Source organism: Dyella lipolytica (assembly GCF_030160075.1).
Lineage (GTDB): Bacteria > Pseudomonadota > Gammaproteobacteria > Xanthomonadales > Rhodanobacteraceae > Dyella_B > Dyella_B lipolytica.
Genome location: NZ_BSNQ01000005.1, coordinates 165158 through 178512, shown reverse-complemented (window position 1 = coordinate 178512; position 13355 = coordinate 165158). Strand labels below are relative to the sequence as shown.

12 protein-coding genes are annotated in these 13355 nt (G+C 60.5%); 7 read left to right on the top strand and 5 right to left on the bottom strand.

What is annotated here, in order from left to right:
- A complete protein-coding gene (locus QQL64_RS12605) occupies positions 1-2508 on the top strand; it encodes a ribonucleoside-diphosphate reductase subunit alpha (protein ID WP_284400153.1) in 2508 nt (835 codons plus the stop codon).
- Between the two features lie 90 nt (positions 2509-2598).
- Here QQL64_RS12605 and QQL64_RS12600 read toward each other — a convergent pair whose 3' ends face one another.
- Complete coding sequence (locus tag QQL64_RS12600; protein WP_284400151.1) at positions 2599-2892, bottom strand: GIY-YIG nuclease family protein; 294 nt, start codon at positions 2890-2892, stop codon at positions 2599-2601.
- A 136-nt stretch (positions 2893-3028) separates the two neighbouring features.
- Between QQL64_RS12600 and QQL64_RS12595 the strand changes: the two genes are divergently transcribed.
- Entirely contained in the window at positions 3029-4051 is a 1023-nt protein-coding gene (locus QQL64_RS12595) for a ribonucleotide-diphosphate reductase subunit beta (RefSeq protein ID WP_284400148.1), read from the top strand.
- A gap of 12 nt (positions 4052-4063) precedes the next feature.
- Positions 4064-4501: a GNAT family N-acetyltransferase gene (locus QQL64_RS12590; RefSeq protein ID WP_284400145.1), complete on the top strand. Its 438-nt coding sequence runs from the start codon at positions 4064-4066 to the stop codon at positions 4499-4501.
- A gap of 47 nt (positions 4502-4548) precedes the next feature.
- Here the strand turns inward: QQL64_RS12590 and QQL64_RS12585 are convergent, their stop codons facing one another.
- Positions 4549-5178, bottom strand: coding sequence for a DUF2076 domain-containing protein (locus QQL64_RS12585; RefSeq protein ID WP_284400144.1), 630 nt, complete (start codon positions 5176-5178; stop codon positions 4549-4551).
- Positions 5179-5384: 206 nt separating this feature from the next.
- On the opposite strand from QQL64_RS12585, the gene QQL64_RS12580 reads away from it, so the two are divergent.
- Together QQL64_RS12580 and QQL64_RS12575 are read left to right on the top strand one after the other, a co-directional pair.
- The gene (locus tag QQL64_RS12580; protein WP_284400143.1) at positions 5385-5771 is read left to right on the top strand and encodes a BlaI/MecI/CopY family transcriptional regulator; all 387 of its coding nucleotides are present in this window, start codon (positions 5385-5387) and stop codon (positions 5769-5771) included.
- Positions 5771-7651, top strand: coding sequence for a M56 family metallopeptidase (locus QQL64_RS12575; protein WP_284400142.1), 1881 nt, complete (start codon positions 5771-5773; stop codon positions 7649-7651). The genes QQL64_RS12580 and QQL64_RS12575 overlap by 1 nt, the downstream gene beginning before the upstream one ends.
- Before the next feature lie 16 nt (positions 7652-7667).
- Here the strand turns inward: QQL64_RS12575 and QQL64_RS12570 are convergent, their stop codons facing one another.
- Together QQL64_RS12570 and QQL64_RS12565 are read right to left on the bottom strand one after the other, a co-directional pair.
- Positions 7668-8618, bottom strand: coding sequence for a hypothetical protein (locus tag QQL64_RS12570; protein WP_284400139.1), 951 nt, complete (start codon positions 8616-8618; stop codon positions 7668-7670).
- 25 nt (positions 8619-8643) lie between these two features.
- Positions 8644-10992, bottom strand: a complete 2349-nt coding sequence (locus tag QQL64_RS12565; protein ID WP_284400136.1) for a S9 family peptidase — start codon at positions 10990-10992, stop codon at positions 8644-8646.
- Positions 10993-11159: 167 nt separating this feature from the next.
- Between QQL64_RS12565 and QQL64_RS12560 the strand changes: the two genes are divergently transcribed.
- Both QQL64_RS12560 and QQL64_RS12555 read left to right on the top strand, forming a co-directional pair.
- The gene (locus QQL64_RS12560; protein ID WP_284400134.1) at positions 11160-11546 is read left to right on the top strand and encodes an acyl-CoA thioesterase; all 387 of its coding nucleotides are present in this window, start codon (positions 11160-11162) and stop codon (positions 11544-11546) included.
- Between the two features lie 16 nt (positions 11547-11562).
- Entirely contained in the window at positions 11563-12312 is a 750-nt protein-coding gene (locus QQL64_RS12555) for a glutathione S-transferase family protein (RefSeq protein ID WP_284400132.1), read from the top strand.
- 106 nt (positions 12313-12418) lie between these two features.
- Here the strand turns inward: QQL64_RS12555 and QQL64_RS12550 are convergent, their stop codons facing one another.
- Positions 12419-13318, bottom strand: a complete 900-nt coding sequence (locus QQL64_RS12550; RefSeq protein WP_284400129.1) for a LysR family transcriptional regulator — start codon at positions 13316-13318, stop codon at positions 12419-12421.
- Positions 13319-13355 lie beyond the last annotated feature (37 nt).

Below are 13355 nucleotides of genomic sequence, written 5' to 3'. Positions count from 1 at the left end.
ATGCAGCCTATCGATACCGAATCGCGCGAGCGCACCGCCGCCCGCGCGGACACGTCCTCTTTATCCGCCGACACTGAAACGTCGACCTACCCCACACCCGTCACGATGCCTGTCACTGCCGAAGCACCTTTCGCCCTCACTCCTCCACATAACCCCGGCCAGATGCGCGTGACCAAGCGCAACGGCGGCCAGGAAATTGTCGACGTCAACAAAATCGTGCGCGCCGTTACGCGCAGCGCCGAAGGTCTACACGGCGTCGATCCGCTGCGCGTAGCGCTCAAGACCATCGGCGGTTTGTACGATGGCGCGACCACGCAAGAGCTGGATCAGCTTTCCATCCGCACTGCCGCCGCACTGACCGCGGAAGAACCCGAATACGGCCAGCTGGCCGCACGCCTGCTCGGTGCCTATATCGAGAAGGAAGTGAGCGGCCAGGAAATCCAGAGCTTCTCGCAATCCATCGCACGTGGCGCGGAGCTGGGCATTCTCAACGCACGCCTGCGCGATTTCGTAGCGGCGAACGCGCGCAAGCTCAATGACGCGATCGATCCGCTCGCCACGCGCCGCTTCGAATATTTCGGCCTACGCACGGTGTACGACCGTTATCTGCTGCGTCATCCGCAAATGCGCAAGGTGATCGAGACGCCACAGCACTTCTTCATGCGCATCGCCTGCGCACTGGGCGGCAACGAGATCGGCGAAACGCTGGAGCTTTATCGCTTGCTGTCTTCGCTGGAATACATCGCCAGCTCGCCGACGTTGTTCAATGCGGGTACGTCGCATGAGCAGCTCAGCTCCTGCTTCCTGCTCGACTCGCCGACCGATTCGCTCGAATCGATCTACGAGAAGTACGGCGATGTCGCCAAACTCAGCAAATTCGCCGGTGGCATCGGCCTGGCCTATTCGCGCGTGCGTTCGCGCGGCTCGCTGATCAAGGGTACCAACGGCCACTCCAACGGTTTGGTGCCGTGGCTAAAAACCTTGGATGCCTCGGTCGCCGCAGTGAACCAGGGCGGCAAGCGCAAGGGCGCGGCCTGCGTATATCTGGAACCGTGGCATGCGGACATCGAGGAATTCCTCGAGCTGCGCGACAACACCGGAGACGAGGCTCGCCGCACGCACAACCTCAATCTCGCCAACTGGATTCCCGACGAATTCATGCGCCGGGTGGAACACGATGGCGACTGGTCGCTGTTCGATCCCAAGGTCGTGCCGCACTTCGTAGATACGTGGGGTGCTGCGTTCGAGCAGGCCTATCACCAGGCCGAGGCGCAGGGCCTTGCGGTGAAAACCGTAAAGGCGCGCGAGCTTTACGCACGCATGCTGCGCACGCTGGCGCAGACCGGCAACGGCTGGATGACCTTCAAGGATCGCAGCAACGCCACCAGCAACCAGACGGCCAAGGCCGAGAACGTCATCCATCTTTCGAACCTGTGCACCGAGATTCTGGAAGTAACCAACGCCGGCGAAACGGCCGTGTGCAACTTGGGTTCGATCAATCTCGCTCGCCACGTGGTGGACGGTGCGTTCGACTTCGACAAGCTCGCCTCTACGGTGCGTACTGCCGTCCGCCAGCTCGATCGCGTGATCGACCTCAACTTCTATCCGATCGATACCGCTGCCGTCGCCAACCGCAAGTGGCGGCCGGTGGGTTTGGGCGTGATGGGCTTGCAGGACGTGTTCTTCAAGCTGCGTCTGCCGTTCGATTCGGCCGAAGCGATGGATCTGTCGACGCGCATTGCGGAGGAAATCTACTTCAACGCATTGTCGCAATCGAACGTACTGGCCGAGCAGCATGGTGCGCATCCGGGCTTTGCCGAGAGTCGCGCCGCGAATGGCGAACTGCAGTTCGACTACTGGTCGAACGCTGCTCCGCACGACAATGCTCGCTGGAACGCCTTGCGCGAAGCGATCAAGACGAAGGGGCTGCGCAATTCGCTGCTGATTGCGATTGCACCCACCGCCACGATTGCCTCCATCGCCGGTTGCTACGAATGCATCGAGCCGCAGGTAAGCAACCTGTTCAAGCGCGAGACCTTGTCGGGTGATTTCTTGGTGGTGAACCGCTATCTGGCGGACGAGCTAAAAGCGCTCGGCCTGTGGACGTCGGAAGTTCGTGACGCGATCAAGCTGGCCGAAGGCTCGATCCAAGGTATCGCCGCCATTCCCGAACGGTTGCGCACGATCTACCGCACCGTGTGGGAAGTGCCGCAGAAAGCGTTGATCGATCTTGCCGCCGCACGCGGCGCGTATATCGACCAGAGTCAGTCGCTGAACCTGTTCATGGAGAATCCGAACATCGGTCAGCTCAGCTCCATGTACATGTACGCGTGGAAGGCAGGCGTCAAGACGACCTATTACTTGCGCTCGCGACCGGCGACGAAGATTGCGAAGACGACCGTGACGGCCGCGACGTCCACGGCACCTGCTCCGGATGCGCAGGAAGAGGCTACCGCGGCCGTGTTCTGCTCGTTGGAGAATCCGGAGTATTGCGAGGCATGCCAGTAAACCAACATTCCGTCGTCCCGGCGAAAGCCGGGACCTAGTGACTTCAAGGCCATCAAGACGCTGGGTCCCGGCGTTCGCCGGGACGACGGGTTAGAGGAGAGTGTGGTAGAGGTCGTGCCAGTACGGATTGGTGTTTTCTATCAGCTCCAGCTTCCATTTCCGACGCCAACGCTTGAGTGACTTCTCCCGTTTTATCGCTGATTCCAGCGTGTCATGCAGTTCATACCAAACAAGGTCTTTCACGGAATAACGTTCCGTAAATCCAGCGATGAAGCCGCCGCGATGCTGCCAAACACGTCGTATCAAATCGGATGTAACACCGACATACAGCGTTCCATTCCGACCGCTGGCCAACATGTAAACGCAAGGCTGACGCAATCGCATATGACGAACTCATTCAACACTGCCCGGATCGTCTCTCGTACTCCAGGAGTATGTGAATACTTCCATTACGCGCACATCCGTCGTCCTGGCACACGCCCGGACCCAGCGCCTCCCTACACTATCTGATCGAGTCCCTATGTCGAACTCATCCAATCCGCAAAACATTCTCGACCCCGGCTTCGAACTCACGCTGCGCCCGATGCGCTACCCCGAGTTCTATGAGATGTACCGCAACGCGATCAAGAACACCTGGACGGTCGAGGAAGTGGATTTCTCGCTCGATACAACCGATCTCAAGTCGAAGATGACGGATGCGGATCGCCACCTGATTCATCGCCTCGTCGCCTTCTTCGCTACCGGCGACGCCATCGTGTCGAACAATCTGGTACTGAACCTGTACCAGCACATCAATGCGCCGGAAGCGCGCATGTATCTTTCGCGCCAGCTGTTCGAGGAAGCACTGCACGTGCAGTTCTATCTCACGCTGTTGGACACGTACATCCCCGATCCGAACGAGCGCAACAAGGCCTTCTCGGCGATCGAGAACATTCCTTCCATTCGCCAGAAAGGTGCGTTCTGTTTCAAATGGATCGACTCGATTCAGAACCTGCGACGGCTGGAAACACGCGAAGAGCGCCGGCAGTTCCTGCTCAACCTGATCTGCTTCGCCGCCTGCATTGAAGGATTGTTCTTCTTCGCCGCGTTCGCTTACGTGTATTTTCTGCGTTCACGCGGCCTGCTGCATGGACTCGCTTCGGGTACCAACTGGGTGTTTCGCGACGAATCGGGCCATATGGCTTTCGCCTTCGAAGTGGTGCGCACCGTGCGCGCGCAGGAGCCGGATCTGTTCGACGCTGAGATGCAGGCGCAGGTCGAAGCGATGCTAGAAGAAGCCATCGCCTGCGAAACGCAATTCGCCGAAGACGTACTTTCCGGCGGCGTCGCCGGTCTGTCAGTGAAAGACATGCGCCAGTATCTGGAATACTGTGCAGACCAGCGCCTTGCCCAGCTCGATCTACCGAAAAAGTACGGCACCAAGAACCCCTTCGACTTCATGGATCTGCAGGACGTGCAGGAAGTCACCAACTTCTTCGAGCGCCGCGTTTCGGCGTATCAGGTCGGCGTGGAAGGCGAAGTTGCGTTCGATATGACGTTCTGACGATCATCGGCTATGAACACACCTGTCATCACCGTCACGGATACACCCGATGCAGCGGATCTGGCAGTGATCCGTCAGCGCCTCGATCAATTCAATGTCGAGGCCAGCGGTATGGCCGATCAGCGCGCACTCGCAATACTGGTAAAAGATCCCGCGACGGGAGAGCTGCTCGGCGGAATCACCGGACGCTCGTCGCGCGGACTGCTATTTCTCGATATGTTTTTTCTGCCCGAGTCCATGCGCGGTGCCGGCCTGGGCAGCAGGGTGCTGCAGATGGCGGAAGACGAAGGTCGGCGGCGTGGCTGTCGTTCCGCCGTGCTCCACACCAACACCTTCCAGGCACCCGGGTTTTATAGAAAGCACGGCTGGCGCGAGTTTGGTGCGATCCCTTGCGATCCACCCGGCACCAGCCGCATCTTCTTTACCAAAGATCTTGCCCAGACAACATGAGCTCTTGCGGGTTGGGTTGAACGCAGCCAACTCCAACAAGCAGGGGTTCACGTCCAGCTGCTGTCGTCGTCGGCACCGCCACCAAAGCCATCGTCATTGAAGTCGGCGGAAGAGAAATCCTGGTCGCCGCCGTTGCTGTTGCCGTCGAAGAAATTGTTCTCGGTGACATTCTCGATCACTTCGGGCTGTCCGCCGCCGAAGAAGCCGCCGCCGTGATGGCCGCCCAGCAGGTTTTCGAGACCGTCGAACAGGAACATGCCGCCCGCCACACCTGCTGCCGTGGTGGCCGCGCTGGAGAGGAAGCTCGAACCGCCACTTTGCGGTGCCGCAGGCGCGCCGCCAAACAAACGCTCACGCCAGGTTGGCGCGGGGGCCTGCTGTTGAGGTGGGTACGGCGGCGGCGTTGCGCTCCACGCGGGTTGCTGTCCACCCAGGAAGCTGCCGCCTGCTGACTGCTGCCCGGACAACTGGCCCTGCAGTTGCGTGATCTGTGCCTTCGCTGCATCCAGCGCGTGTTGCTGCAACAGACTTCGCTGCACCAGGAGATAGAGCGCGTCGGGCTGACCAGCCAGGCGTTGCCGGATCAGCTCATCGGCCTGCGCGTCCTTGGACACACCGCTTACTGCGGCCAGGCGCTGAAGGAAATCGTCGAGAAGAGTTTGTTCCTGGGGAGTCATGGGGTTTCCATTGTTATGAATGCCAACACGGTGCGGGCCATTTGGAAGTATGCGCAAGATGTGTGACCTCAAGGGGCGCGCTAGATACGCCGCGCAGCGCGATGATGCCCGCGTTCAGTTCATCCTTTCCGGCTCGAATGGCCTATTGACTACAAGTGTAGTCATGGCGTAGCTTGACTACACTTGTAGTCACGAACCCCTTAGCCATGTCCAAGCCATCCATTGGCGATCAGGAGCTTGCGCTCCTGCACTATCTGGCCGAACACGAGAACGCCTCGGTGGGCGAAGTCGCCGCCGATTTTGGCGAGTCGCGCGGTCTGGCTCGCTCCACCGTGCTGACGATGATGGAGCGCTTGCGCACCAAGTCCTATCTGCGGCGGCGGCATGTGCATGGCGTTTATCGCTACAGCACAGCGACCGGTACGGGTGAGGTGGTGAGCAACGCAGTCGGACAGTTCGTCGAAAAAACGCTCTCGGGTTCGCTCTCACCGTTCGTGGCGTGGATGTCTGAGAAGGCCGATGTCAGCGATAGCGAACTGGCCGAGCTCGAAGCCTTGGTCGCGCAACTGCAATTGCGTCGAAAGGAGTCCTGATGATGGATACGTTTGCCGGTTTCATCGACACCTTGTTCGTGCGGCTGGCCTGGACTGCCGCTCAGGCGACGGTACTGATCGGTGTGCTCTGGCTGCTGGGACGCTGCCTGCCGCGTCTTTCGCCGGCGATCCGCTGCATGCTTTGGTGGCTGGTTGCCTTGCAGCTTGTACTCGGGATGACAGTCAGCACGCCGTTCGAGTTGCACTGGGCGGCGTCTGTGGATGCACCTGTCACCATCACGAGTCACATCGTGCGAGAGGTGCACGACGATATCGCCGGGATGCCGGTTGCAACACATGCATGGTCGGCACCCTACACATCGACTGCTCCTGGAGAGGCTGGGCCGGCTTGGTCGTGGACCAAGGTGATCGTGTTGTCGTGGCTGCTGGGTGTGCTGCTGCAGATGCTATTTGCCATCAAGCAATGGCGCGAAAGCCGTGCGCTCGTTCGCGATGCGCAACCCATGCATAACGCTGCGCTCCAAGTGTTGTGCGCCGAACAGGCACGTTTGGTTGGGCTACGCCACATCCCGCATATGCGCGTATCGAATGCGATCGTCTCGCCGCAAGTGACCGGCTTATGGCGCCCGCTGGTGCTGTTGCCCGCCGATCAAACCTTGTCCCGCGAAGAATTGACGATGGCCATGGCGCACGAACTGGCGCACCTCCACCGTGGCGATCTTTGGTTGGGCTGGGTGCCAGCCATCGCACAATGCTTGTTCTTCTTCCATCCGCTGGTGCGGTGGGCGATGCGTGAATACGCGGTGTACCGAGAAGCCGCCTGCGATGCGCAGGTGCTGCAACAACACCAGGCGGCACCGCAAACCTACGGTCATCTATTGCTGCGCCTCGGTGTGTCCCATCCCGTGCACGCCGGTTTGGCTGGCGCCTCCTCGACATTTCAACATCTGAAAAGGCGATTGATCATGCTGCAGCAAAGCGTCAACGAAACAACGCCGCGCGTGCGTAGCTGGTTACTGGTGGTAGCGATCGCACTCGCCGGCGTTTTTCCCTACCGCGTTACCGCGACCCATTCTCTGCAAGCGCAGGACACGGCGCAAACCGCAAATAGTGACGTCGCGCCGGTGTCCGCGATACCTGCCGCGCCTGCTACGCCTCCCGCACCTCCCGTACCCGCTGCCCCTCCCGTACCCGCTGTGCCTCCCGTGCCCGCAGTGCCTCCGGTACCGCCTGCTCCTCCCGCCGCGCACAATCTCGGCTTCAACGCCCGCTTCGTGGATATCGATACCCATGCCAACGCAAGCCGCGGTATCGCGTTGTTCGATGGCGACACCGTCATGGTCAACGGCAGTGATCGAGATCTGTCCGACGTACAGCACATGCGTAAGAAGGACGAACCGATGCTGTGGTTCCGGCGCGGCGACAAAGCCTATGTGATTCACGATGCGAACGTCATACGGCAGGCCAAGGATGCTTATGCCCCCTTGTACCAAGTGACGGAGGCGCAAAGCAGTCTCGCTTCAAAACAGGGCGAACTAGCGGGTCAACAAGGCGGTCTGGCCGCGCGCACGGGCGCACTCGCCAGCCGTCAGGCCGAAGTGGAAAGCCGCCGCGCGAGCATCGAAGCGCAACGCGCAGCACTGCAGGCCAATTCGACAGCGCAGGAAGCCGCAACAAACGAGGCGAGCCTCAATGGTCAGCTGCTTGGCTTGAAGGCGGAAGAGGCCGAGATCAGCCGCGAAAACGTGTCGATCGATCGGCACGCTGCGGCACTGTCCAAGCAGGCGGACGAACTTGCAGAGCGTGAAGCGACCATGTCGAAACAACAAGAGATCGCCTCGCAGCAAGTCGATCAGCAGTTGGACAAGATTTTGGACGAGGCCATTGCGAAGGGTCTTGCAGAGCCGACAAGTCGTTAGATTTGCAGGCGACCTTTCACTGCTTGCGGCTGATCCGCTTCAATGCAGACATCACTTGCATGTCCGCCTGCGTCGGCGACCAGGCGGCGATCTGCGCCAAGGTGTAGGTGCGGCGCAGGTAACGAATCAGCTGCAATCCCAACCAGTAGCCGCTGCGATTGGGCAGGCCTTGCTGATAGGGCGTGGCAGCGGCATTGAACCAGCGCTTGAAGACTTCAGGATGCTCCGGATCGATAGCCCTGTGCTGGGCATCCTCGAGAAAGCGCCTGGCGATGTCGGGCAGACGACTGGCCGGGATGTTGCCGAGGTCATTCTGCAGCAGCAGTTCGCCATCCGTATGCCCAGGTGAAAGCTGTCCGCTGACGTATGTGGCCAGACCCTCTTCGAATAACGGCACAGTGAGCGCTACACCGGGCATTACACCATCGTTGCTGATACCTGCGTGCTGAGCGTGATAAAGATGGAAAAGTTCATGCGGCACCACGATGCTGAGATTGGCTTGTTCCAGCAACAGCGAATCCGCAGCAAATGCCAGCACGGGCGTGCCATCGGAAAGCGTGCCGCTTTTGGCGTCGAAATTCGGCGCCAGCAGTATCTCGACCGGCGGATGCGCGCTGGCATCGGGAAACAGCTTCCGAAAGCGAATGGATTGCGTAGCAATCGTGCTCTGCAACGCACGGACTTCATCGGGAATGGAGGCCGCGAGCTTGGGGTATGCCGCAAAGCGCGCCTGAAGCCATCGCTGCCTGCGTATCTGCCAGCGAGGATCGTTCTGCATTTCCCACACCACCGAGTTATAGAGCTCGCGACGCGGCGCCTCGATCCGGTTATCCCATTGTTGCACTTGCTGAGCGAACGGTTGCCCTTGCGCGACGTTCCAGAACGAAGTGAACGAGGCAGCTATCGATGGTTCGCTCGCAACGCAAAGCGCCGGCGCCGCCGCGAGCAGCAGTGCAAGACAAAACATCTTGCTGCTGCTCGCGCGCACTGCGTTATTTCCAGGGCCACGGCTTGAGCGCGTATTCCTTCGGCGGTGTGTCGCCGGCAAGGTTACGCACGAAGTAGTCCCAGCGCCGACGCGTGATATAGGGCGTGTCCGCGGCATAGCCGTGATGCTGGTTGGGCAGCAACAACATGTCGAAATCCTTGTTGGCTTTGATCAACGCATCGACCACCAGCAGGGTGTTATAGGGCGGAACGTTGTCGTCGATCGTGCCGTGCACCAGCATCAGTTTGCCTTTGAGATCCTTGGCAATGAGCTGATTGGCCTGACTGTCGTAGTTGGTGCTGCCATCCTTGTTGGTGACCAGCAGACCCTGCCACTTTTCCGCCCAATCGTCTTCATAGTCGCGGTTGTCGTGGTTGCCGCTTTCGGACCAGCCGACCTTGAAGAAATCGGGGTAGCGGAACATCGCGTCTGCCGTGGCATCGCCGCCGCCGGAATGACCCCAGATACCGACGCGATCGAGATCGATCCACGGATAACGCTGACCGAGCTGCTTGATACCGGCAACCTGGTCGGGCAACGTGTTGTCGCCCATGTTGCCGTACCACGCGTCATGGAAAGCCTTGGAGCGCCACGGCGTACCCATGCCATCGATGGCGACGACGACAAAGCCGAGTTCGGCCAGCGACTGATCGTCCACCTGCGCCGGCGAGAAACCGTAGGTGTAGACCGAGCCTGTCTGCGGACCGGGGTAGATGTAGTCGATCACCGGATATTTTTTAGCCGGATCGAAATGCGTAGGTTTGAACATCAAGCCATACAGATCGGTCTTGCCGTCGCGCGCCTTCACGATGATTTGTTCCGGCGGCTGCCAGCCGGTGGCGAGCAAGCGCGACATATCGGCTTTGGCCACGGTGGTTACGGTGTGGCCATCATTTGCATCGCGCAATACCGTGACCGGCGGTGCAGCGGTGGTGGAGTAGCTGTCGACGAAGTACTTGCCGTCGTCGGACATCGTGATGCTGTGGTCAGCGGGCTCCGGCGAAAGCAGTACGGGCTCACCGCCATCCAGGCTCACTTTCCAGAACTGCTGGTAGTACGGATTCACGCCCGACGTGCGGCCCACGCCGCGGAACCATACCGTGCGCGTCTTCGCATCGACCTTCAGCACTTCGGTGACGTTGCCGTCGCCGGTCGTGATGGCGCGCTTGAGCTTGCCGTCGGTGAGGTCGTACAGATACAGGTTGCCCCAGTTGTTGCGCTCGCTAAACCAGACGGCTTCATTCGTCGCGGGCAGATAGCGCCAATTCACAGCACCGTTGCCGCTTTCGTAATACGTGGGCACTTCTTCATGAAACACGGTGCGCACTTCACCGGTTTTCGTATCGGCGATGCGGAAGGTTTCGTGCTGGTGGTCGCGCGAGGTGGAGACGAAGGCGAGCGTCTTGCCGTCCGGCGCCCACTTCACATCGTCCCAACCGCCGTTTTCGCCGCAGCTGACGTCGTCGCATAGCGTGGAGCGGTGCTGATCCGGCGGCATTTTCAGGCGCAGTACTTTTTGAGCTGACACGTCGATGACGACGCGCTCGATCATGGTGATGTGCGCGTCGCCCGGCAGCGGGTATTTCCACGATTGCAATTCTGGGTGACCCACCTGCGTCGTCACCAGATACATATCGCCGTCCTGGCGCTGATCCTGCTGGAACGTCGCGATCTGCTTGGAATCGGGCGACCATTCCAGAATGGCGTCGTCGGTGTGTTTCCAGCCGGCGTTGTCGGTGGCGTAGCCGAAGTTCTCTACGCCGTCGGTGGTGAGCTGGGTTTCCTTGCCGGTGGCGACGTCGCGTACCCACAGGTTCCAGTGTCGGATGAAGGCTTCCTGCTTGCGATCGGGCGAAAGCACGCCCGGTTCCTTGCCGGTTTTCACCAGCGTGCTCTTGTCCACGCATTGACCGGCGCCCTTGAGGTCGCACAGGTAATGCTTGCCGCCGACTTCGATCTCATCGCGCCCGTCGGCAGCGACGCGGAAATCGGTGATGCCGAGCTTGTCGGCCTTCACCGGCTTGCCGCTCACCTTGCTAAGCGCTGCAGCAAGCTTGGCCTGATCGAGCAAGGGCGATGCCTTGCCGCTGCTTGCATCCATCTGGAGGTAGTGGTCGCCCGACGCGTCATGGTCGAGGTACCAGAAATGCGCGCCGTCGAGCCAATGCACCGTGCTCACCGCATGGTCGACCAGCGGCTTGGTGTTGTACGCCATGTAGCGCTCGGCCTGCGCGTAGTCCTGTGCGGTCAGCGTGCGGCCATCGGCCATCGCGTTGCCCGAAGTCGCCGCGGCCACCAGCAGCCCACACACCAGCGCGCCGTACAGACGCGACGTGCACATTGTCGAATGCATGCTTACTCCCCGATAAAAAAATGCCGCCGCAGCGGTTGCCCCAAAACTGTCATCACCCTACATCCTATCGTCCTCGACGACGGACCACCCCTGCCATAGGTACTTGACGTGGCATCCCATCGGGGAGGGCTTTATTGTGTGCAGTCCCTCCCAACTCCCTAAAACCTATGACCGCCACACCGCCCGAAGCCCGCTTGCTGGAAATGGTCTTTCCGGACCACACCAACCACCTGCGCACCCTGTTCGGCGGCCAGGCGCTGGCCTGGATGGACAAGGCCGCCTTTATCGTCGCCTCGCGCCACGCACGGCGAACCGTAGTCACCGCGCGCTCGGAGGAGGTCAACTTCCGCGTGCCGGTGCGCGAGGGGCAATTGGTCGAATTGGTGGCTCGTCTGGTCGGCACCGGACGAAGTTCGATGCAAGTGGAAGTGGAGATGACCGCAGAGGATCCGCTCACCGGCGACCGCCGCGTGTGCACGACCGGCCGCTTTGTGATGATCGCGCTCGACTCCAACGGCTCGCCGACGCCGATACCGCCGCTGCCTGAGGCCTGACACTCGGAGCACGCATATGTCGCATCCATTGACCATTATTGGCAACTACGTCTCGCCGTACGTCCGCAAGGTGCTGGTGTGCCTGGATCTGAAAGGCATCGACTATGTGATCGATCCCATCGCACCTTTCATCGGCAATGACGACTTCACCCGGTTGAGCCCGCTGCGACGCGTACCGGTACTGATCGACGGGGCGCTTGTGCTCAATGATTCGTCGGTGATCTGCCAGTACCTGGAAGACAAACACCCGACACCGTCGCTCTATCCGGCCGATATCGGTGACCGCGCGAAAGCGCGCTGGCTGGAAGAGTATGCCGATACGCATCTTGCCGATGTGCTGGTATGGCGGCTGTTCTATCAACTGGCGATTCGCCGCCATGTGTTTGGCGAGACGACGGATGAACGTGTGGTGCAGCGGGCGCGCGAGGTGGAGATTCCTGCCGCGCTCGATTATCTGGAGACACAGTTGCCCGCCGACGGTTTTATTTTTGGCGACTTGTCGATTGCCGATATCAGCATCGCTTGCTATTTCCGCACGGCGTCTTTTGTGCGCTATGCGGTGGATGCCGAGCGATGGCCGCGGGTGGCTGCTTTGGTGCAACGTGTGCAAGGTTTGCCTTCGTTTCAGAAGCTGGCGCGGCTGGAGGACAGCATGTTGCGGATTCCGCTTGCGCAGCAGCGCGATGCATTGGCTGCGGCCGGTGCGCCGCTTACGCGTGAGACGATGGGGTGCGATACGCCGCAGCATGGGCTTCCGCGAGGCTGAAACATCGGCTTCGTCGATATGTTGTCGCGATCGAGCTCGCTTGCATGGCGGGCGTTTAGTACGCCTCACCTCGGCCCACTTCCCGAAAGGAAGATGAAGCAAAACCTCAAAGCTGCTTCGCCATCAACTCCACCAGCCAATCCACAAACACCCTCAACCGCGCCGGCATCTGCCGATGCGGCGGATAGAGCACCGTCACCGGTAACGACGGCGGCGGCATCGTCGGCAAAATCTCCCGCAGCCGCCCATTTGCCAGCCCATCCGCCACGCGATAACGCGGAAATTGCGCGATACCCAAACCGGCTTCGCAGCAGCCCATGTACGCTTCGACACCGCTGACGGTGACGTGTCCCGGCAAGATCACTTCGCGCCGCTTGCGGCCCACCATGAACTCCAACGATTCGCTGCGGTGTGTGGTGGGCGATGCCCAGTTCACGGCGTGATGGCCGCCCTGCAGATCCGCCAGCGTCTGCGGCATGCCTTGTTTGCGCACGTAGGTCGCACTGGCCACCGTCACTTGTTCCAACGTGCCGACGCGCCGGCTGACCAATCCGGAATCGGGCAACTCGCCGACGCGCAGCACGCAATCCACACCTTCGCGCAACAGATCGACGAAACGATCGCCGGTGCCTATATCCAGCTCAAGCAAGGGATAGCGCGCGAAAAACGCGGGCAACGTCGGGATCAGCCATAGCCGTGCCATCTGCGCCGGGAGGTCGACGCGCAAGCGGCCGCGCGGCTGCACGGTCGCCTCGCGAAAATCCGCCTCCACCGCATCCATGTCGGCCAGCAATCGCAGGCAATGGTTGTAATACACCTCGCCGTCGCGACTGGTGCGCACGCGCCGCGTGGTCCGCTGCAGAAGCTGCGCGCCCAGCGTTGATTCCAGCCGCTTGATTGCATGCGTGACCGTGGCGCGCGGCAGATTCAGATCGTCCGCCGCCGCAGTGAAGCTGCCCAGTTCGACAATCCGCGTGAATAGGCGCATAGCATCGAGGCGGTCCATGGATTGTTTATCTTAATGGAATAGTGATGCTAATTAT